Here is an 18,899-nt window from a genome sequence, read left to right as displayed (position 1 = left end):
ACGGCTCGATCTTGGAGTTCCCGTTCGGGAAGATCCACGCCGCCGCGCCGCCCGGCCGCCCGGACATGTCGGGGCCGGGCGGGGCCATCCGTTATGCCCTGCTCCCGAAGATCCATTCCCGCTCTTTCGTGTAATAGCACCGCCACGGTCCGTGATGAAAGGCTTCTCGGCGCAGCTCGTTGCACGATGGGGAGGACATTTTCATGTCGGTAGGCGAAGAGATCCGCGCGGACCAGGATCAGCCGCAGAAGAGTCTCGGCACATCCGCGGCGCGGAACCTGGCCACCACCACCAAATCCGCGCCACAGATGCAGGAGATCAGCTCACGCTGGCTGCTGCGCATGCTGCCGTGGGTGAACGTGCAGGGCGGCACATACCGTGTGAACCGCAGGCTCAGCTACTCGGTGGGCGACGGTCGCGTCACATTCGTTAAGACGGGTGACCGCGTCCAGGTCATCCCGGCGGAGCTCGGCGAACTGCCGGCCCTGCGCACGTACGAGGACCCGGAGGTGCTCGCCGAGCTGGCGCAGCGCTGCCAGCAGCGGGAGTTCCAGCCGGGCGAGGTGCTCGCCTCCTTCGGCGGCCAGGCCGAAGAGGTGTTCCTGCTCGCTCACGGCAAGGTCGAGAAGATCGGCACGGGTCCGTACGGGGACGACGCGGTTCTCGGCGTCCTGGCCGACGGCGCCTACTTCGGCGACCAGGCGATCACCGACCCGGATGCCATCTGGGAGTACACGGCCCGCGCGGTGACCGCCTGTACGGTCCTCGCGCTGCCCCGCCAGGACCTCGACCAGATCGCGGAGCGCTCCGATTCCCTGCGCGAGCACCTTCGGCAACTGCGCGCGATTCCCGAGCAGCGCGCCAACACGTACGGCGAGAAGGAGATCGACCTCGCCGCCGGCCACACCGGAGAGCCGGCCATCCCGGGGACGTACGTCGACTACGACGCGGCACCACGGGAGTACGAACTCAGCGTCGCCCAGACCGTGTTGCGCATCCACACGCGCGTGGCCGACCTCTACAACCAGCCGATGAACCAGACCGAGCAGCAGTTGCGGCTCACGATCGAGGCGTTGAAGGAGCGCCAGGAGCACGAGCTCATCAACAACCGGGAGTTCGGCCTGCTCAACAACTGCGAGTACGACCAGCGGCTGCAGCCGCACGAGGGCGTGCCCAGCCCGGACGACCTGGACGAACTGCTCACCAGGCGGCGCGGCACCAAGCTGCTCCTCGCCCACCCGCGCGCGATCTCCGCGATCGGCCGCGAGCTCAACAAGCGGGGACTCGTCCCGGAGACCCTCGACGTGAGCGGCAACCGCATCCCGACCTGGCGCGGCGTGCCGATCTTCCCGTGCAACAAGATCCCGGTCACCGAGGCCCGGACGACCTCGATCATCGCGATGCGTACGGGCGAGGCCGACCAGGGCGTCATCGGGCTCCAGCAGGCCGGTATCCCGGACGAGATCGAGCCGAGCCTGTCCGCACGGTTCATGGGTATCAGCGAGCAGGCGATCATGTCGTACCTGGTGACGACGTACTACTCGGCCGCGGTCCTGGTGCCCGACGCCCTCGGGGTCCTGGAGAACGTCGAGATCGGCCGCTGGAGGTGACGTCCCGTACGCCGAGTGCCGTGTCCCCGCCCGCCGGCGCGGGTAGACCGAAGGGGTACGCGCCCAGCGACGGCCGAATCGCCACCGTCCGCGAACTCCCCCAGACGGATCCATGGGTGAGCTCATGACGGAGACGCAACAGAGCCTGTTACCGGCCGTCGAAGGACCGGAAGCGGGAGGACGACCGGTGCCCGGTGGACGGCTGGGTTCGCCCGACGGGCAGGAGGCCGCCGGGATTCTGGAGCGGTCCCGGACGTCGGTCGACCCCGAACTGCGCCGGGCCATCGAGTCGTTGCCCGGCCCGATGCGACGGATCGCGCTCTACCACTTCGGGTGGGAGCACGCGGACGGCAGTCCGGCGGCGGGCAACGCGGGCAAGGCGATCAGGCCCGCGCTGGTACTGACCGCGGTCCGGGCGCTCGGCGGACAGCAGGAGACGGCTGTAAGAGCGGCCGCCGCGGTGGAGTTGGTGCACAACTTCACGCTGCTGCACGACGACGTGATGGACCGGGACACCACCCGCAGGCACCGGCCCACCGCGTGGGCCGTGTTCGGCGACGCGGACGCGGTCCTCGCCGGGGACTCCCTGCAGGCGCTGGCCCATCGGCTGCTCGCCGAGGACCCGCATCCGGCGTCCTCGGCGGCGGCCGCGCGGCTCGCGAGCTGTGTCGTCGAACTGTGCGCGGGCCAGCACACGGACACGGCGATGGAGCGCCGCGGCCCCGACGACGTCACGCTCGACGAGGTGCTCGCCATGGCCGAGGCCAAGACGGGGGCTCTGCTCGGCTGCGCGTGCGCGCTCGGGGCGCTGTACGCGGGCGCCGACGACGAGGATGTCGAGGCCCTTGACGCCTTCGGACGGGAGGCGGGCCTCGCCTTCCAGCTCATCGACGACGTGATCGGCATCTGGGGGGACCCGAGCCGCACCGGCAAACCGGCCGGGGCGGACCTCATGGCCCGCAAGAAGTCCCTCCCCGTGGTCGCCGCGCTCGCCTCCGGCACACCGGACGCGGCCGAACTGGCGGAGCTGTACCGGGTTCCGTACCGCGACGGCGATCTGGAGCGCACGGTCCTCGCCGTCGAGCGGGCGGGCGGCCGGGACTGGGCCCAGCTCCAGGCCGCCGACCGGATGGCCCGGTCCCTGCACCATCTGTCCCGGGCGGTCCCGGATCCGGAGGCGGCGGGAGGTCTTCTGTCGCTGGCGGAGTTCGTGACGCGCCGGAGCTCGTGAGTTCGGGCGACCGACAGCCGATGGCCGATGGCCGATAGCCGATAGCCGATAGCCGACGGGGTGACGAGTGAAGGGTGACCGAAGGGCGGGACACATGTAGAGCGCAGGCGGCCGACGCCGTGCGGTGCCCGCGGGGACGCGGCAGCCCAAGCCGTACGGCGTCGGAAGCGGGAGTGGTTCCACGGGCGGGACGGTGCAGACCGGGCGGATGGCTGGGCCGGCGCGGTGGATGAGGCCGCGCTGGGTCCGGCCGTCGGCGCCCGGGCCGGCCGGTTCCTGGAGTGGTACCGCCTCTGAGACGCCGGAGCCGACTTCGCCGCGCGGCACCTGACAACGCGGTGAGGCGGAGAGGTTCCGGTTAGGGCGGGCCCCGCGCATCCCCACGGTGTGCGGGGCCCGTCGCCTTCGGACGAAGTGATCGCCTAACCTTCAACGGCTGAGTGGGCGTGGGCGGTTGAGCCGAAGGGGCGGGCCATGGGAGTGGCGATACGAAGAGCGGGCGAGGACGACCGGGAGGCCGTGACACGGCTCCTCGACGAGGCCTTCCAGGACGACCCGGTGAGCGGCTGGGTCTTTCCCGGCGCCGAGTACCGGCGGCGGACACATCCGTTGCTGATGGAGGCCTTCCTCGACGCCACGCTCGCCGAGGGGTACGTGGATGTCACGGAGGACGGTTCGGCCTGTGCGCTGTGGCTGTCGGTGCCCGCGGAGGCGGCGGACGCCGCGCATGAGGAGGGCGAGGACGAGGACGTGCCCGCCCAGGTGCGAGAGGCCGTCGATCCCGACAACGAACGGGTCGAGCTGATCGGCCGGTTGACCGCCGAGATCCACCCGGAGGGGCGGGCCCACGAGTACCTGTGGATGATCGCCGTCGCGCCCGGCAGGCAGGGGGAGGGGCTCGGTACGGCGCTTGTCCAGCATGTGCTGGACCGGTGTGACGGGGAGGGGCTGCCCGCCTACTTGGAGGCGAGCAACGAGCGGAGTCGGGCGCTCTATGAGCGGCTCGGGTTCGCCTTCATGGGCAGCACGCTTGATCTTCCGGAGGGGCCGTCGATGTGGCCCATGTGGCGTGAGCCGCGGAGTGAATCGCTTCGCGGGGAGGTCGGTTCGTAGTCCGCGGGCCGGCGGGGGCTGGTCGCGCAGTTCCCCGCGCCCCTCGGGTGGCCCCTGACGTGTGGCCAAGAGGCGCGGCCTAGGTCGTGTCCGCAAAGTCCCGTCGTCCGCCCGCCGGGCAGGCGGGACTTTGCGGACACGACCTAGGAATGTGCCCCAGGGGGCGCACGTGACAGACGCCCACTCCGCTCAGTCGTCCCGCTCCGGCACGATCGTCGTGACGATCCGCTCCACCAGTCCGGCCGGGACGGTCACCCCGGGCAGGACCCCCTCCAGAACGCCCGGCAGCGTCAGGTGTTCCAGGAGCAGGCCGAGCATGGCGAGGTACAGGACTGCGACCGTCTCGTCGCCGCCCGGGAGGCCTGCCTCGCGGTGGAACTCCATGCCGTATTCGAGGTCGGCGCGGATCGTCTTCGTGTAGGAGGCGCGGAGTTCGGGGCGGCGGGTGGCCTCAAGGCGCATCTCCAGCAGGGCCAGATACCCGGTGCGGTCGTGCTGGGCGCGGGCCATGAGGTCGTGCATGAAGGCGGTGACCAGGGCGCGGTCCCTCGGCGCCGTCATCAGGTCGGCCAGGACCTTCGGATCCGGGGCGAGGCGTTCGTGGATCCGGGTGTCGATCTGGCGGAGCAGGTCGTCGCGGCCGGTGAAGTAGTTCGAGGCCGTGCCCACCGGGACCCCGGCCTCACCGTCCACCGCGCGGAACGTCAGCCCGCGCGCCCCCTCGCGCGCCAGCACCTCCACACCGGCGTCGACCAGGGCGGCCCGGCGCTCCGGATTGCTCGCCACGCGGAATCCCTTCTCCTGCTTGAGTCCCGTAAGGATGGTGCTCGGAAATTCCCTTGCGACCACTACAACTGAAGCACTATGAATGGAGTGGTTCACGCATCCTACGGAAAGAGACCGGCTTGCGAAAGCTCACGTATTTCATCGCCTGCTCGATCGACGGCTTCATCGGTGACCCGAGCGGGGACGCCGCGATGATGTATCCGTTCGTGGACGAGGAGTTCTTCGACTTCCTCAAGACCGACTACCCGGAGACGATGTCGACGCACGGCCGTCGGGCGACCGGCATGGACGACCTGGCGAACCAGAAGTACGACACGATCATCCAGGGCCGCGCCAGCTACGACATCGCGCTGGAGCTCGGCGTCACCAGCCCGTTCGCCCATATGCGGGAGTACGTCGCCTCGCGCAGCCTGAACGAGTCGCCCGACCCGCACGTCGAGATCATCTCCGACGACCTGGTCGGCAAGGTCCGCGAGCTCAAGGCGGAGGAGGGCGGCCTCGGTATCTATCTGTGCGGCGGCTCGCGGCTCGCGGGCGAGCTGATCGACGAGATCGACGAGCTCGTCATCAAGACGTACCCGATCGTGCTGGGCTCCGGCATGCCGATGTTCGGCTCCGGGTTCGCCGTCGGCGAGTTCACGCTCGGCGAGACGCGCACCTTCAAGAACGGGGCGGTCGTGCGGACGTACAGCAGGAAGCGCTGATTCCGGGGCGGGGCGTCACTCGCCTGTCGGCGCGGCCACTCCCGCAATACCCTGGGGGCATGACCAGCGATGAGTACGTCTGTCCGGTCTGCAAGCAGGCCGTGGACACGGTCGTGCGTCGGCACAAGACCCTGGGCGTCTTCGTGCCCGTGTGGGGCGCAGGCCCCTGCCAGAACCCCGCGTGCACGGAGTACGAGGAGGGGGAGGCCGAGCAGGCCGGGAAGGCCGACTCCCGGGTCACGTCGGAGCCCGTCCTGACGAGCGAGCCGGGGCCGCCCGAGGCGCCCCAGCCGCCCCAGACGCCCACGGAGCGGGATTTCTGAGTGCCTGCCGCCGCCCGTGAGGAGTCGTGGGAAGTCGTGGGAAGTTTTTTCCGCGAGGTGTAGAGAAGCGCGGCCCGGCTCCGACGTCCCCTGTGAGAGCCGCCCACCGCGGGTGGCCCGAACCGAAGGAGCGGACTCATGAAGTACCTGTTGATGATCCAGGGCACGCAGGCGGACTACGCGGCCCAGACCGGCAAGCCGTCCGACGGCGCACCCGCCTGGACCGAGCAGGACATCCAGACCATGTACGCGCACATGGGCGCGATCAACAACGACCTGGCCGAGACCGGCGAGATGATCGACGGCCAGGGTCTGACGGAGCCCGCGAAGGCCCGGTTCGTCGAGCGGGGCCCGGACGGGAAGCCCGTGATCACCGACGGGCCGTACGGCGAGACGAAGGAAGTGCTCGCCGGGTACTGGGTCCTGGACTGCGCCAGCCTGGACCGGGTCACGGAGATCGCCGCCCGGGTCCTCGAGTGCCCCGTCCCCGAGGGCACGAAGCAGTACCCGCTGGTCATCCGCCAGATCGGCGACGGCAGCGGGGACGTGTGAGCGGTCCTCCGAGACGCTCGTCGGGACGGCCGGGATCGTTGCGATCCTTGGGACCGTCGGGACGTACGACCGAGGTCGAGGACCTGTTGCGCCGCCACGCGCCCCAGGTCCTCGGCGCGCTCGTGCGTCGGTACGGGCACTTCGACGCCGCCGAGGACGCCGTACAGGAGGCGCTCCTCGCGGCGGCCGGGCAATGGCCGGATGCCGGGATGCCCGACAATCCGCGCGGCTGGCTGATCAAGGTCGCCTCGCGGCGGCTCACGGACGTACTGCGCAGTGAGGAGGCGCGCCGGCTGCGGGAGGAGCGGGCGGCGGCGCTCACTCCGCGCGACGCGTTCACGGCGCCGCCGCCCGGCGCCGACCGCGCCCCGTCCGAGGACGACACGCTCACCCTCCTCTTCCTCTGCTGCCACCCCGATCTGCTCCCACCCGCGCGGATCGCGCTCACGCTGCGTGCGGTGGGTGGTCTGACGACGGCCGAGATCGCCCGCGCGCACCTGATGCCCGAGGCGTCGATGGCGCAGCGGATCAGCCGGGCCAAGCAGAAGGTGAAGGGCGCGAGCTTCTCCCGACCAGAGAACTGGGAGGAGCGGCTGCCGGAGGTCCTGCACGTCCTGTACCTCATCTTCAACGAGGGCTACACGGCCACGTCCGGCCGGGCGCTCCAGCGGGCCGAACTCGCGGGCGAGGCCATCCGGCTGACCCGTACGGTGCACGCGCTGCTGCCCGGTCACTGCGAGGTGACGGGCCTGCTGGCGCTCATGCTCCTCACCGATGCCCGCCGCGCCGCGCGCACCGGACCGCACGGCGAACTGGTCCCGCTCGACGAGCAGGACCGTGGGCTGTGGGACAAGGCGGTGATCGACGAGGGCGTGGCGCTGGTGACGCGGGCCCTGGCCCAACCGCTGCCGGGCCCCTACCAGTTGAGGGCCGCGATCGCCGCCGTCCACGACGAGGCGGCCTCGCCCGACGACACCGACTGGCGGGAGATCCTCGGCCTCTACGACCTGCTCGTACGCCTTGTCCCCGGTCCCGTCGAACGCCTCAACCGCGCGGTGGCCGTCGCGATGGTCCACGGCCCGAGGGCGGGCCTCGCCGAACTGGCTTCCCTGGAAGGGGAGTTGTCGACGGGCCACCGCCTCGACGCGGTCCGCGCCCACCTCCTGGAACGCGCCGGTGACACCGAGGCCGCCCGCGCCGCGTACGAGTCGGCCGCCGCCAAGACCCTCAGCCTCCCGGAACAGCGCTACCTCAGGGCGCGCGCGGCCCGCTTGACCAGCTGACCACCGGACCACCGGACCACCTGAAGCGTGCCCATGCCCTTTTCAGGGCCGCAGAGCCTCGGGGCTTCAGGGCTTCGGGGCTTCAGGGCTTTGAGGCTTGGGGCTTTGGGGTCATCAGGACCGGGACTCGGACGCCCGGCCGCGCGCGGGCCGCGTGTACATCTTCGCCACGCACGCGGGTATAGCCGCCGCGGCCTGGTCGTGCGGCCGGGCCCGGTACGCGCTCGGGGACTCGCCCACCAGCTCGGTGAAGCGGGAGCTGAACGAGCCCAGTGACGTACACCCGACCGCCATGCAGACCTCCGTGACCGTCAGGTCGCCGCGCCGCAGCAGCGCCTTCGCACGCTCGATGCGGCGCGTCATGAGATAGCCGTACGGCGTCTCGCCGAAGGCCGCCCGGAAGCTGCGCTGGAAGTGGCCCGGCGACATCAGTGCCGTGCGCGCGAGCGCGGGCACGTCCAGCGGCTCGGCGTACTCACGGTCCATCCGGTCACGTGCCTTGCGCAGCCGGACGAGGTCGTCCAGGTTCATGCCCTCAGCATGCCACGGCCCACTGACAAGGCCCCTGGCCGCTGATAGGGCGTCCTCCGCTGACAGGGCCTCTGTCCCAGGCGTATGTGTTCCGGCTCTTCGACGGGAAGCTCGGCCTGTTCCTGGCGGTGCTGGAGCACTGCCACGAGCGGATCCTCGCGACCAGGGGCGAGGTCGCGGACCGGATGTCCGGCGAGGAGCCCGAGGTCGTGCTGTCGGCGCTCGGTGACGCCTACGCCGAGCTCATCTCCGACCGCACCTGCTGACGTTGCACGTCCACGCCCTAAGAACTCCTAACAAAGTGGCCCTGGAATGTGGGTGGTTGTGGCCTTGTTGACCGGTGCATGAGGAAGGGTCAGGAGCCGCCGTGGATCGTGCCGGATGAGCTGTGGGCGCGGATCGAGCCGTTGCTGCCGGTCGTGCCGCGCCGGCCGGATCACCCCGGCCGCAAGCGTCTGGACGACCGGAAGGTTCTGTCCGGCATCCTGTTCGTGCTGTACACCGGCATTCCGTGGGAGTTCCTGCCCCAGGAGCTTGGCTTCGGCTCGGGGATGACCTGCTGGCGGCGTCTGCGGGACTGGAACGACGCGGGAGTCTGGCAGCGTCTGCACGAGTCGCTGCTGGCCGAGTTGCACGCCGTCGGCGCGCTGGACTGGTCGCGGGCGGTGATCGACGGCTCCCATGTCCGGGCCATGAAGGGCGGCCCAAAACCGGACCGAGCCCGGTCGACCGTGCCCGAACAGGCTCGAAGCACCATCTGATCACCGAAGCGCACGGCATTCCGCTGGCGGTGTCCCTGACCGGCGGAAACCGCAATGACGTCACCCAGCTCATGCCCTCGATCGAGGCCGTCCCGCCGGTGCGGGGCCGACGCGGACGGCCCCGCCGGCGGCCGGACACCCTTTACGCCGACCGCGGCTACGACCACGACAAGTACCGCAAGCAGGTCCGGGCGGCCGGGATCACCCCCGTCATCGCACGCCGTGGCACCGGACACGGCTCGGGGCTGGGCGTCCACCGGTGGGTCGTCGAGCAGAGTTTCGCGCTGCTGCACTGGTTCCGCCGGTTACGCATCCGCTGGGAGATCCGCGACGACATCCACGAAGCCTTCCTCAGCCTGGCCTGCGGCATCATCTGCTGGCGACGACTGAAAAACCTGGCACTTTGTTAGGAGTTCTAAGTGCCGCCGATGAGCGGGCGGGGGCCCCGGACGGCGCGGTACAGCAGTTCATGGCCTACGGCCAGCTCTGCCACCTCATCGTCGCCGTCGGCCTCACGGATCTCACCGACGTCGGCGGCTCGAAGCCGCGGTGGGCGAAGGTCCTGACCGAGGGAACGGCACATCCGGAAACGACCCAGGCCGACCCGGGCCCCGACCCGGATCCCGACCCGGATCCCGAGCCAACCGCGTGAACTTGCTGGCCCCTGACCCGGCGCCTGGGCGCCGGCCTCATGGTCGCTGAGCCGTCGTTCGACTCGTGCGACCACCGCACAAGTAGTCCGAAGCAATCCGCTGGTCCGCAGCAATCAGAAGTATTCCGAAGCAGTCCGCAGCGGCGGGCCAGCACGGGAAGCACTCGCGGTTGCCGGCCATCGTCGTGGCCTGGGGGGCCGCGTGGAACGCCGAAGACCCGCAGCGACTGGCTGACTTGTACGTCGAGAACGGCGCCCGCTACACCGACCACGCCTTCGGCGCGAAGGACTACCTCGGCCGAGACGGGACCATCGAGTGGGCCAACCGCGCCAAGGAGGTCATCCAGGGAGCCGCCGTCATGGTCAACTGCGCATCCGCCCGCAGCGGCGTCATAGTGATCGACTGGACGTTCAGCGGACAGGTGGCCGGAGCACCCAAGCCGTTCTCCGTGCCTGTCGTCACGGTCCTCCAGATGCGCGGGCACCAGATCGTGACCACCGGCGACTACTACAGCAGGGCCGAGGTCATCCGTCAGTCCGGTTTCCCCGCGGAAACCACCGCCGGCTGATCGACCGATGTCGGAACGCGGGAGGGGCCCGGCCAATACATCGGCCGGGCCCCTCCATCGCGAAAACGGAAGGCTTGTGTCACGCCTTCTTGGTCTCCCAGAAGATCTTGTCGATCTGGGCGATGTAGTCCAGGGCCTTCTGGCCCGTGGCCGGGTCGGTCGAACCCTTGGCGGCCGAGAGGGCCTTGAGGGCGTCGTTGACCAGCTGGTGCAGCTCCGGGTACTTCTCGAAGTGCGGGGGCTTGAAGTAGTCGCTCCAGAGCACCGAGACGTGGTGCTTGGCGAGCTCGGCGCGCTGCTCCTTGATGACGGTGGCGCGAGCCTGGAAGTGCGGGTCGTCGTTGGCGGCCATCTTCTCCTGCACGGCCTTCACCGACTCCGCCTCGATGCGGGCCTGGGCCGGGTCGTACACACCGCAGGGCAGGTCGCAGTGTGCGCTGACCTTGACCTTGGGGGCAAACAGGCGGGAGAGCATTGAGCTGTCCTTCCTCGTGATCGTCTTCTCAGGTGGGACATTACTCCGTGAGGGACGGGTTTTCGCGAGTGCCCCCATGGGCTTAGGACAAAAGTCCAGGGTGAGACTGGGACTCGTGGAGGATAGAACCGGGGAGGTGCCGGTGATGCCGGAGCTGTCGCAGGAGACCGAGCGCGGAGGGGCGAATCAGCCCTTCGGATGGGCCGAGGTGACCGGGCCGTCGATGGTGCCCACGCTGTATCACGGCGATCTGCTCGTGATACGGCACGGGGGCCGGATCCGGCCCGGTGACGTGGTCGTTCTGCGTCATCCGTTCCAGCAGGACCTGCTCGTCGTCAAACGCGCCGCGGAGCGGCGCGAGGGCGGCTGGTGGGTGCTCGGGGACAACACGTACGCGGGCGGGGACAGCACTGACTACGGGCCTGTGCCCGACGAGTTGGTGCTGGGCCGCGTCCTTTTCAGGTTCCGGCCGCTCAAGCCGGGTCAGCGCTCGCCGTTCGCGGTCGCCCGCTGGGTGCTGTCCGCGGCGCGGCCCGTGCTGTCCGACCGGTCCGCCTCCAGGCGTTTTCGGGCGCGGTAGGCGGCGACGTTCGCCCGGGTCGCGCAGCGGTCCGAGCAGTAGCGCCGGGAGCGGTTCGTCGAGGTGTCGAGGTAGGCGTTGCGGCACGGCGCTGCCTCGCACAGGCCCAGGCGGTCCACGCCGTACTCGGTGAGGTGGAAGGCCAGGCCCATCGCGGCGGTCGCGGCGTACCCCGCGGTCGCGTTCGACGGGTGGTCCGCCAGGTGCATGTGCCACAGCGGGCGGCCGTCGTCGTCCCGGAAGTCGTGGCCGGAGATCTGCGGGCTCACCGGGAACTCCAGGAGGAGTGAGTTCAGCAGGTCCACGGCGAGGGTCTCGTCGCCGCCGTCGGCCGCCTCGAAGACCGCGCGCAGCCGGGCCCGTACGCCCCGGAAGCGCGTGACGTCCGCGTCCGCGGCGCGGCGGGCCGCCGACGCGTTGCCGCCGAAGAGGTCGCGGACGGCCTCGACGGAGGTGAGCGCGTCCTTGCCCCGGGCCGGTTCCTCGCTGTTGACGAGACGCACGGCGAAATCCGAGTAATAGGCCAGTTCCACTTGTAGTCCTTACGGGGGCACTCTATGGTCGTGGTGCGGACGGGTAATGGCTAATTGTGCTTCCAGGGTATTACATGCTGGAGGGGAGAGGGGTATCCATGACGACCGACATCGGAGCCGACTGGGCTGCCTGGCAGGAGAGCTGGGACCGGCAGCAGGAGTGGTACCTCCCGGACCGCGAGGAGCGCTTGCGGGTCATGCTCGACATGGTCGAGGCGCTGGTCGGTCCCGAGCCGCGCGTCCTGGACCTCGCGTGCGGTACGGGAAGTATCACGGCCCGCCTCTTCGAAAGGTTTCCGCAGGCGGTCAGTACCGGCGTCGATCTCGACCCCGCGCTCCTGACCATCGCCGAGGGCACCTTCCGGGGTGACGACCGGGTCACCTTCGTCACGGCCGACCTCAAGGACCCCGACTGGCCCGCGAAGCTGCCGTACGACTCTTACGACGCCGTTCTCACCGCCACCGCCCTCCACTGGCTGCACAGCGAACCCCTCGCGGTCCTCTACGGTCAGGTCGCGGAACTCGTTCGCGACGGCGGTGTGTTCATGAACGCGGACCACATGATCGACGAGTCCACTCCGCAGATCAACGCGGCGGACAGCGCGCAGCGGCATGCGCGGATGAACCTGGCCAAGGAGGCCGGGGTGCTCGGCTGGACCGAGTGGTGGCAGCTCGCCGCCCAGGATCCCGTCCTCGCCGAGCCCACGGCTCGCCGCTTCGAGATCTACGGCGAGCACGCGGACGGTGACACCCCCTCTGCCGAATGGCACGCGCGCGTACTGCGCGAAAAGGGCTTCGCGGAGTCCCGCGCGGTATGGCGCTCCCCGTCGGACGCACTGATCCTGGCCCTCAAGTAGCGGGTTGTTCTCGCCCTCGCCGCCCCTGCCCTTCCCGTCCCTGGGGGCTGCGCCCCCAGACCCCCCTCATCGACCTGGACGGCCTCGTCCTCAAACGCCGGACCGGCTGGGTGGGCGGGGGTTGACCGGGTGGGTGGGGAACCGGCCCGGTGCAAGCCGAACGCGGAGGGGCGGTACGGGAATTCCCGTACCGCCCCTCCGCATACCGCGTATACCCGCCAAACCGCCGGAGGCTAGAGCACCTTCGACAGGAACGACTGCGTCCGTTCCTGCTGCGGATTCGTCAACACGTCCCGTGGGTTACCGGACTCGACCACCACACCCTCGTCCATGAAGACCAGCGAGTCGCCGACCTCCCGGGCGAAGCCCATCTCGTGGGTGACGACGATCATCGTCATACCGGACTCGGCGAGGTCGCGCATGACGTCGAGGACGTCGCCGACGAGCTCTGGGTCGAGGGCGGAGGTGGGCTCGTCGAACAGCATCAGCTTCGGGTCCATCGCGAGGGCCCGGGCGATCGCGACCCGCTGCTGCTGGCCGCCGGAGAGCTGCGACGGGTAGCTGCCCGCCTTGTCGGCGAGGCCGACCCGCTCCAGCAGTTGCCCCGCGCGCTCGCGCGCCTGCGCCTTGCTGACGCCCTTGACCTGGATCGGCGCCTCCATGACGTTGTCCAGCGCCGTCATGTGCGGGAACAGGTTGAAGCGCTGGAACACCATGCCGATGTCCCGCCGCTTCAGCGCGACCTCGCTGTCCTTGAGCTCGTACAGCTTGTCGCCCTTCTGGCGGTAGCCGACCAGCTCCCCGTCGACGTACAGCCGTCCGGCGTTGATCTTTTCCAGGTGGTTGATGCACCTGAGGAACGTCGACTTGCCCGAGCCGGAGGGGCCGATGAGGCAGAAGACCTCGCCCGGCTTCACCTCCAGGTCGATGCCCTTGAGGACCTCGAGGGGGCCGAAGGACTTGTGCACGCCCTCCGACTTGACCATGGGGGCGGCACCGGGGGCCGCCTTGCTCAGCTGGTCGGTCATGCCGTGGCCCCCTTGCGGCTCGTACGGCTCGACAGGGAGAGCACGTTCTTCCTGATCTTCTGCCACGGGGTGGGCGGCAGACTGCGGCTGGAGCCGCGGGCGTAGTAGCGCTCCAGGTAGTACTGGCCGACGCTGAAGATCGAGGTCAGCAGCAGGTACCAGGCCGCGGCGAGGAACAGCATCTCCGCCGGGGCGCCGGAAGTCTGGCCGATGTCCTGGGCCACGCGCAGTAGTTCGGAGTACTGGATCACCGAGACCAGCGAGGTCGTCTTCAGCATGTTGATGACCTCGTTGCCCGTGGGCGGCACGATCACGCGCATCGCCTGCGGGATCACGATCCGGCGCAGGGTCTTGCTGTGGCTCATGCCCAGCGCGTGGCTGGCCTCGGTCTGGCCCTCGTCGACCGAGAGCAGGCCCGCACGGCAGATCTCGGCCATGTACGCGGCCTCGTTCAGGCCCAGGCCCAGCAGCGCCGTCAGCAGCGGCGTCATGAAGCTGGACCAGTAGTCCTTGTAGATCGGACCGAGGTTGATGTACTCGAACACCAGGCCCAGGTTGAACCAGACGATGAGCTGGACCAGCACCGGCGTACCACGGAAGAACCAGATGTAGAACCACGCGATGGACGAGGTCACCGGGTTCGTCGACAGGCGCATCACGGCCAGCAGGATGCCGCCGAAGACACCGATCAGCATGGCCAGCACGGTCAGCATGAGCGTCCTGCCCACGCCGGCGAGGACGCGGTCGTTGAAGAAGTAGTCGGGGATCGCGCCCCAGTTGATCTTGCCCTGCGAGAAGGCGTAGATGATCGAGACGAGGAGCGCGATGGCCACCACGGCGGAGACGTACCGCCCGTAGTGCCGGACCGGGATCGCCTTGATGGCCTCCGGTCCGGCCGGGGGTGTGTCCTGCGGCCCCGTGGTCTTGTCGATGTCAGCAGTCACGGATGTTGCCTTTCGGTGTCCGCGTTACCCGCGGTCACGTGCCTCCGTTGACGGCGGCTTCCTTGACGGCACCGTCCGTGACGCCCCACTTGGTGATGATCTTGTCGTACTCGCCGCTCTTGATGATCGCGTCGAGCGCGGCCTTCAGGGCGTCCCGCAGCTCGGTGCTCGACTTGGCGACCGCGATGCCGTACGGAGCGGCCTCGACCTGCTCGCCGACGAGCTCGAAGTCCTTGCCGCCGCCCGAGGTCTTCACCGCGTACGCGGCCACCGGGAAGTCGGACGAGCCGGCGTCGGCGCCGCCCGAGCGCAGGCGGGTCTGGGCCTGCTGGTCGTTGTCGAACGACTCGATGGAGATCGTCTTGCCGCCCGTACACTTCTTCGCCTCGGACTTGGCGAGGTCCTCGGAGACCGTGCCGCGCTGCACCACGATCTTCTTGCCGCACAGGTCGGACCAGGTCTTGATGCCCTGGTCCTTGCCCTTCTGGGTGTAGATCGAGACACCCGCGGTGAAGTAGTCGACGAAGTCGACGCCCTCGCCGACCTTCTTGCCGGTTTCGCTGTCGATGCCTTCCTGTCGGTCCTTGGTGTCGGTCATCGCGGACATGGCGATGTCGTACCGCTTGGAGCGCAGGCCGGTGATCAGGGTGTCGAAGGTGCCGTTCTCGAACTCGAACTTCACACCGAGCTCCTTGCCCATCGCGTCGGCGAGGTCGGGGTCGATGCCGACGGTCTTGCCGGAGCTGTCCTTGAACTCGACCGGCGCGTACGCGATGTCCGATCCGACCTTGATGACGCCCTTGTCGCGGATGGCCTTGGGCAGCTGGTCGGCGAGCGGGGCCGCGCTGGACTCCGCGGTGTCCGAGCTGCCGCTGTCCTTCTCCTTGGTCTGGTCACCACAGCCGGTGAGCAGCAGGGCGCCTGCGACCGCGATCGCACCGACCGCGGCTATCCGGGACTGCGCGGGGGTCGTACGACGGGTGGAGCGTGCGGTCATGGTGGGTTCCTCCGGCGGGTGGGTGGAGTTGCCGATGGGTCGACGAGAACACACACCTTCGGGTGTCGCGACCTCGTGTGATTAGGGCATCTTGCCATTCGGACTTACGCCTTCAGGGTGCCCGCCATGTCAAAATCGGATAACGGGTGACCCCCGAAGCGGACCGGGCCGGTCCGTCGAAGCCGGATCCTGTGCGGGAAACCCCCCGCCACGGCCGGAGGATCTCCGGTGTACTGGGCGAAACGGGCGACCGCTTCTCCGCACTCGCGGTGCTTCGGTGCGTATCGGTGACTTGTTCGCAAAGTGGGCGCGTTCGGCATATTCGCCGATGCGTGACGTCACTCGAATGTCGTCGGTATGTGACCTTCGTCGTCCGGTATCCGGCCCGTGGTCCTCCCCTTGCCCGGCCTGCGATCCTCCGGTGCCGGGCCTACGATCCTCTGGTGTGTGATCTTCCACCGGCGACGTGTGGCCTTCGCGTCATGGACTCGTCTGGGTGCCGTCCGTCCGGTAAGAAGGTTCTTTACACCCCTCATCCGGGGCTCAGGGCGCGTGTGCGGCGCGCCCGTCGCGTATGGCCCGTACGTACCCGTACGTAACCGTCATCAGGGACATACGCGGTGCCCGCCCGCTCCTCACCCGGAGCGGAGACCCTCAACCATTGAAGACTTAAGGGGTAAAACAAAGTGGCAGCGGAGATCGTCAATCCTCGCAGCGACAGCAGTACGGATCAGGAAGGCGGGGCCGAGCCCCTCGATTCCTTCGACCCGGCGTTCGCGCTGCACCGCGGCGGCAAGATGGCCGTGCAGGCCACGGTGCCCGTCCGTGACAAGGACGACCTGTCCCTGGCGTACACGCCCGGCGTCGCGAAGGTCTGCATGGCCATCGCGGAGCAGCCGGAGCTCGTCCACGACTACACGTGGAAGTCGTCCGTGGTCGCCGTCGTGACCGACGGCACCGCCGTGCTCGGGCTCGGTGACATCGGGCCCGAGGCCTCGCTCCCCGTGATGGAGGGCAAGGCGATCCTGTTCAAGCAGTTCGGCGGGGTCGATGCCGTGCCGATCGCGCTCGCCTGCACCGACGTCGACGAGATCGTCGAGACCGTGGTGCGGCTCGCTCCGTCCTTCGGCGGTGTGAACCTGGAGGACATCTCGGCGCCCCGGTGCTTCGAGATCGAGAAGCGGCTCCAGGAGCGGCTGGACATCCCCGTCTTCCACGACGACCAGCACGGCACGGCCGTCGTCACGCTGGCGGCCCTGCGGAACGCCGCGCGGCTGACCGGGCGGAGCCTGGGGCAGCTGCGGGCGGTGATCTCGGGCGCGGGCGCGGCCGGGGTCGCCATCGCCAAGTTCCTGCTGGAGGCGGGGCTCGGGGACGTCGCGGTCGCGGACCGCAAGGGGATCGTGTCGGCGGACCGGGACGACCTGACCCCGGTCAAGGCGGAACTGGCCGCCATGACCAACAAGGCGGGACTGTCCGGCTCGCTGGAGTCCGCGCTCGCCGGGGCCGACGTCTTCATCGGGGTGTCCGGCGGTACGGTGCCGGAGCCGGCCGTCGCCTCGATGGCGGAGGGCGCGTTCGTGTTCGCCATGGCGAACCCGGATCCCGAGGTGCACCCCGACGTCGCCCACAAGTACGCGGCGGTCGTCGCCACCGGGCGGTCGGACTATCCGAACCAGATCAACAACGTGCTGGCGTTCCCCGGGATCTTCGCCGGGGCGCTTCAGGTGCGGGCCTCTCGGATCACCGAGGGGATGAAGATCGCGGCGGCGGAGGCGTTGGCTGCGGTCGTCGGGGACGACCTTGCCGCGGACTACGTGATTCCGTCGCCGTTCGACGAGCGGGTCGCTCCCGCCGTCACCGCGGCGGTCGCGGCGGCGGCTCGGGCTGAGGGTGTGGCTCGGCGGTAGGTCGTTTGTGGTTTGTCGTTTGTGCTTGAGGTTCGGGTCCTGTCCTGGTGGGCGGGGCCCGGATTTTTTTGTGCGTGGTGATTTTTTGCTCGGGGGTTCGGCCGGGTGGGTGGTGTGTACGGGGTGCCGCTGACGGTTGTGGGTGGGTGAGGGTTGTTCGTGGCTGGTCGCTCCCCCACTCTCGGCTTCGCTCGAGCGGGGGGACCCCCATGAGCGGGGGGACCCCCATCGCGGCGGAGCCGCACATCGATGCGGCCCCGCGCCCCTGAAAGACAAAAGCAGGGGTGCGGCCCCGCTTTTAGGGGCGAGGGGAACTGCGCGCTCGACCCCCACCGGCCCGCACTTACGCATTCGGCCGAAACCCACCCACCCGGCGGGACGCGTGTCACAGGGGAACGTGGTTCCGTCGGGAGGCCGGTGGAGCCTAGGGTCGAGGGCATGTTCGCTGCCTACGCTGCTCGTATCGACCGGGACCAGCCGTTGAACGGCCTTGAGTTGGGGGAGCGGCCCGCTCCCGAGGCCCGGGCCGGCTGGACGACCGTGAACGTCAAGGCCGCCTCCCTGAACCATCACGACCTCTGGTCGCTGCGTGGCGTGGGGCTCGCCGAGGACAAGCTGCCGATGATCCTCGGTTGCGATGCCGCCGGGGTCGACGAGGACGGCAACGAGGTCGTCCTGCACTCCGTCATCGGGCAGACAGGACACGGGGTCGGCCCGAAGGAGCCGCGCTCCATCCTCACCGAGCGGTACCAGGGGACCTTCGCCGAACAGGTCTCCGTGCCCGCCTGGAACGTCCTGCCCAAGCCCAAGGAGCTCTCCTTCGAAGAGGCCGCCTGTCTGCCCACCGCGTGGCTGACGGCGTACCGCATGCTCTTCACCAACGCCGGTGTACGTCCCGGTGACTCCGTTCTCGTGCAGGGCGCCGGAGGCGGTGTCGCCACCGCCGCGATCGCGCTCGGGAAGGCGGCGGGGCTGCGGGTCTTCGCGACCAGCCGGGACGAGGCGAAGCGCAAGCGGGCCCTGGAACTCGGGGCCGTGGAGGCCGTGGAGTCCGGGGCGCGGCTGTCGCAGCGCGTGGACGCCGTCATCGAGACGGTCGGCGCGGCCACCTGGTCCCACTCGGTCAAGTCGCTGAAGCCCGGCGGCACCGTGGTCATCTCGGGCGCGACGAGCGGCGACCGCCCCTCGCACGCCGAACTGACCCGCATCTTCTTCCTCGAACTCAAGGTCGTCGGCTCCACGATGGGCACGAAGGACGAGCTGGAGGACCTGCTGTCCTTCTGCGCCGCCACCGGTGTCCGTCCCGTCATCGACGAGGTCCTTCCGCTGGACCGGGCCCGCGAGGGCTTCGAGCGGATGGAGTCCGGCGGGCTGTTCGGGAAGGTCGTTCTGACGGCCTCCTGATCGACCTCTGACCAGCCCCCTGATCACCTCCTCACCTCCTCATCTCCTCCTCGCGC

General features: G+C 69.4%; 22 protein-coding genes. 15 read left to right on the top strand and 7 right to left on the bottom strand.

Annotated elements, in window-relative coordinates; all coding sequences use genetic code 11:
• The first annotated feature begins 203 nt into the window (after window positions 1-203).
• The 3 genes from OHA11_RS14540 to OHA11_RS14530 all read left to right on the top strand — a co-directional run bounded on the left by OHA11_RS14540 (window position 204) and on the right by OHA11_RS14530 (window position 3,954).
• Window positions 204-1,610: a family 2B encapsulin nanocompartment shell protein gene (locus OHA11_RS14540; RefSeq protein ID WP_266496186.1), complete on the top strand. Its 1,407-nt coding sequence runs from the start codon at window positions 204-206 to the stop codon at window positions 1,608-1,610.
• 124 nt (window positions 1,611-1,734) lie between these two features.
• Window positions 1,735-2,841 carry a family 2 encapsulin nanocompartment cargo protein polyprenyl transferase gene (locus tag OHA11_RS14535; RefSeq protein WP_266496184.1) on the top strand — a complete coding sequence of 369 codons (1,107 nt, stop codon included), beginning with the start codon at window positions 1,735-1,737 and terminating at the stop codon, window positions 2,839-2,841.
• A gap of 474 nt (window positions 2,842-3,315) precedes the next feature.
• On the top strand, window positions 3,316-3,954 hold the full coding sequence (locus OHA11_RS14530; protein WP_266496182.1) for a GNAT family N-acetyltransferase: 639 nt from the start codon (window positions 3,316-3,318) through the stop codon (window positions 3,952-3,954).
• Between the two features lie 189 nt (window positions 3,955-4,143).
• On the opposite strand, the gene OHA11_RS14525 is transcribed toward OHA11_RS14530, so the two are convergent.
• A complete protein-coding gene (locus OHA11_RS14525; protein WP_266496179.1) occupies window positions 4,144-4,740 on the bottom strand; it encodes a TetR/AcrR family transcriptional regulator in 597 nt (198 codons plus the stop codon).
• 119 nt (window positions 4,741-4,859) lie between these two features.
• Between OHA11_RS14525 and OHA11_RS14520 the strand changes: the two genes are divergently transcribed.
• The 4 genes from OHA11_RS14520 to OHA11_RS14505 all read left to right on the top strand — a co-directional run bounded on the left by OHA11_RS14520 (window position 4,860) and on the right by OHA11_RS14505 (window position 7,602).
• A complete protein-coding gene (locus tag OHA11_RS14520; protein ID WP_266496177.1) occupies window positions 4,860-5,444 on the top strand; it encodes a dihydrofolate reductase family protein in 585 nt (194 codons plus the stop codon).
• A gap of 59 nt (window positions 5,445-5,503) precedes the next feature.
• Entirely contained in the window at window positions 5,504-5,767 is a 264-nt protein-coding gene (locus OHA11_RS14515; RefSeq protein WP_266496175.1) for a hypothetical protein, read from the top strand.
• Window positions 5,768-5,905: 138 nt separating this feature from the next.
• Complete coding sequence (locus OHA11_RS14510) at window positions 5,906-6,319, top strand: YciI family protein (RefSeq protein WP_266496173.1); 414 nt, start codon at window positions 5,906-5,908, stop codon at window positions 6,317-6,319.
• 47 nt (window positions 6,320-6,366) lie between these two features.
• Window positions 6,367-7,602: an RNA polymerase sigma factor gene (locus OHA11_RS14505; RefSeq protein ID WP_266496170.1), complete on the top strand. Its 1,236-nt coding sequence runs from the start codon at window positions 6,367-6,369 to the stop codon at window positions 7,600-7,602.
• Window positions 7,603-7,716: 114 nt separating this feature from the next.
• Here the strand turns inward: OHA11_RS14505 and OHA11_RS14500 are convergent, their stop codons facing one another.
• Complete coding sequence (locus OHA11_RS14500; protein ID WP_266496168.1) at window positions 7,717-8,133, bottom strand: helix-turn-helix domain-containing protein; 417 nt, start codon at window positions 8,131-8,133, stop codon at window positions 7,717-7,719.
• A gap of 86 nt (window positions 8,134-8,219) precedes the next feature.
• On the opposite strand from OHA11_RS14500, the gene OHA11_RS14495 reads away from it, so the two are divergent.
• The 4 genes from OHA11_RS14495 (at window position 8,220) to OHA11_RS14480 (ending at window position 10,115) form a co-directional block, all read left to right on the top strand.
• Window positions 8,220-8,399, top strand: a complete 180-nt coding sequence (locus OHA11_RS14495) for a hypothetical protein (RefSeq protein WP_266496166.1) — start codon at window positions 8,220-8,222, stop codon at window positions 8,397-8,399.
• A 78-nt stretch (window positions 8,400-8,477) separates the two neighbouring features.
• A protein-coding gene (locus OHA11_RS14490; protein WP_266496164.1) for an IS5 family transposase occupies window positions 8,478-9,304 on the top strand; the annotation gives its coding sequence in 2 pieces (ribosomal slippage) (window positions 8,478-8,838 and window positions 8,838-9,304; 828 coding nt in all).
• On the top strand, window positions 9,298-9,546 hold the full coding sequence (locus tag OHA11_RS14485) for a hypothetical protein (RefSeq protein ID WP_266496162.1): 249 nt from the start codon (window positions 9,298-9,300) through the stop codon (window positions 9,544-9,546). Before OHA11_RS14490 ends, OHA11_RS14485 begins: the two co-directional genes overlap by 7 nt.
• A gap of 170 nt (window positions 9,547-9,716) precedes the next feature.
• A complete protein-coding gene (locus OHA11_RS14480; protein WP_266496159.1) occupies window positions 9,717-10,115 on the top strand; it encodes a nuclear transport factor 2 family protein in 399 nt (132 codons plus the stop codon).
• A 79-nt stretch (window positions 10,116-10,194) separates the two neighbouring features.
• On the opposite strand, the gene sodN is transcribed toward OHA11_RS14480, so the two are convergent.
• Window positions 10,195-10,590 (bottom strand): superoxide dismutase, Ni, encoded by a 396-nt coding sequence (gene sodN / locus OHA11_RS14475; protein WP_007491258.1) that lies wholly within the window; start codon window positions 10,588-10,590, stop codon window positions 10,195-10,197.
• A 145-nt stretch (window positions 10,591-10,735) separates the two neighbouring features.
• On the opposite strand from sodN, the gene sodX reads away from it, so the two are divergent.
• Window positions 10,736-11,170, top strand: coding sequence for a nickel-type superoxide dismutase maturation protease (sodX, locus tag OHA11_RS14470; RefSeq protein ID WP_266507177.1), 435 nt, complete (start codon window positions 10,736-10,738; stop codon window positions 11,168-11,170).
• Here sodX and OHA11_RS14465 read toward each other — a convergent pair.
• A complete protein-coding gene (locus OHA11_RS14465; RefSeq protein ID WP_266496156.1) occupies window positions 11,074-11,703 on the bottom strand; it encodes a CGNR zinc finger domain-containing protein in 630 nt (209 codons plus the stop codon). The genes sodX and OHA11_RS14465 overlap by 97 nt on opposite strands.
• Before the next feature lie 98 nt (window positions 11,704-11,801).
• Here OHA11_RS14465 and OHA11_RS14460 point away from each other — a divergent pair, with 98 nt between their 5' ends.
• Window positions 11,802-12,560 (top strand): trans-aconitate 2-methyltransferase, encoded by a 759-nt coding sequence (locus OHA11_RS14460; RefSeq protein WP_266496154.1) that lies wholly within the window; start codon window positions 11,802-11,804, stop codon window positions 12,558-12,560.
• A 233-nt stretch (window positions 12,561-12,793) separates the two neighbouring features.
• Here OHA11_RS14460 and OHA11_RS14455 read toward each other — a convergent pair whose 3' ends face one another.
• Genes OHA11_RS14455 through OHA11_RS14445 form a run of 3 tightly spaced genes read right to left on the bottom strand, consistent with a single transcriptional unit; the run spans window position 12,794 to window position 15,529 of the window.
• Window positions 12,794-13,588, bottom strand: coding sequence for an amino acid ABC transporter ATP-binding protein (locus OHA11_RS14455; RefSeq protein ID WP_323186564.1), 795 nt, complete (start codon window positions 13,586-13,588; stop codon window positions 12,794-12,796).
• Window positions 13,585-14,532: an amino acid ABC transporter permease gene (locus OHA11_RS14450; protein WP_266496152.1), complete on the bottom strand. Its 948-nt coding sequence runs from the start codon at window positions 14,530-14,532 to the stop codon at window positions 13,585-13,587. The genes OHA11_RS14455 and OHA11_RS14450 overlap by 4 nt, the downstream gene beginning before the upstream one ends.
• 34 nt (window positions 14,533-14,566) lie before the next feature.
• Window positions 14,567-15,529, bottom strand: coding sequence for an ABC transporter substrate-binding protein (locus tag OHA11_RS14445; RefSeq protein ID WP_266496149.1), 963 nt, complete (start codon window positions 15,527-15,529; stop codon window positions 14,567-14,569).
• Between the two features lie 686 nt (window positions 15,530-16,215).
• On the opposite strand from OHA11_RS14445, the gene OHA11_RS14440 reads away from it, so the two are divergent.
• Together OHA11_RS14440 and OHA11_RS14435 are read left to right on the top strand one after the other, a co-directional pair.
• Window positions 16,216-17,439, top strand: coding sequence for an NADP-dependent malic enzyme (locus OHA11_RS14440; protein ID WP_266496146.1), 1,224 nt, complete (start codon window positions 16,216-16,218; stop codon window positions 17,437-17,439).
• A gap of 438 nt (window positions 17,440-17,877) precedes the next feature.
• Window positions 17,878-18,843 carry a zinc-binding dehydrogenase gene (locus OHA11_RS14435; protein WP_266496144.1) on the top strand — a complete coding sequence of 322 codons (966 nt, stop codon included), beginning with the start codon at window positions 17,878-17,880 and terminating at the stop codon, window positions 18,841-18,843.
• The last annotated feature ends 56 nt before the right edge of the window (window positions 18,844-18,899 follow it).

Source organism: Streptomyces sp. NBC_00878 (genome assembly GCF_026341515.1).
Taxonomy (GTDB): domain Bacteria; phylum Actinomycetota; class Actinomycetes; order Streptomycetales; family Streptomycetaceae; genus Streptomyces.
This window is presented reverse-complemented; position numbering and strand designations above follow the sequence as displayed.

Excerpts from the sequence above, each read along its gene's own strand:
- OHA11_RS14445 (WP_266496149.1), bottom strand. The coding sequence starts at position 15,529 with ATGACCGCACGCTCCACCCGTCGTACGACCCCCGCGCAGTCCCGGATA.
- sodN (WP_007491258.1), bottom strand. The coding sequence starts at position 10,590 with ATGCTCTCCCGCCTGTTTGCCCCCAAGGTCAAGGTCAGCGCACACTGC.
- OHA11_RS14530 (WP_266496182.1), top strand. The coding sequence starts at position 3,316 with ATGGGAGTGGCGATACGAAGAGCGGGCGAGGACGACCGGGAGGCCGTG.
- OHA11_RS14510 (WP_266496173.1), top strand. The coding sequence starts at position 5,906 with ATGAAGTACCTGTTGATGATCCAGGGCACGCAGGCGGACTACGCGGCC.
- OHA11_RS14455 (WP_323186564.1), bottom strand. The coding sequence starts at position 13,588 with ATGACCGACCAGCTGAGCAAGGCGGCCCCCGGTGCCGCCCCCATGGTC.
- OHA11_RS14500 (WP_266496168.1), bottom strand. The coding sequence starts at position 8,133 with ATGAACCTGGACGACCTCGTCCGGCTGCGCAAGGCACGTGACCGGATG.
- OHA11_RS14435 (WP_266496144.1), top strand. The coding sequence starts at position 17,878 with ATGTTCGCTGCCTACGCTGCTCGTATCGACCGGGACCAGCCGTTGAAC.
- OHA11_RS14460 (WP_266496154.1), top strand. The coding sequence starts at position 11,802 with ATGACGACCGACATCGGAGCCGACTGGGCTGCCTGGCAGGAGAGCTGG.
- OHA11_RS14535 (WP_266496184.1), top strand. The coding sequence starts at position 1,735 with ATGACGGAGACGCAACAGAGCCTGTTACCGGCCGTCGAAGGACCGGAA.
- sodX (WP_266507177.1), top strand. The coding sequence starts at position 10,736 with ATGCCGGAGCTGTCGCAGGAGACCGAGCGCGGAGGGGCGAATCAGCCC.
- OHA11_RS14540 (WP_266496186.1), top strand. The coding sequence starts at position 204 with ATGTCGGTAGGCGAAGAGATCCGCGCGGACCAGGATCAGCCGCAGAAG.
- OHA11_RS14515 (WP_266496175.1), top strand. The coding sequence starts at position 5,504 with ATGACCAGCGATGAGTACGTCTGTCCGGTCTGCAAGCAGGCCGTGGAC.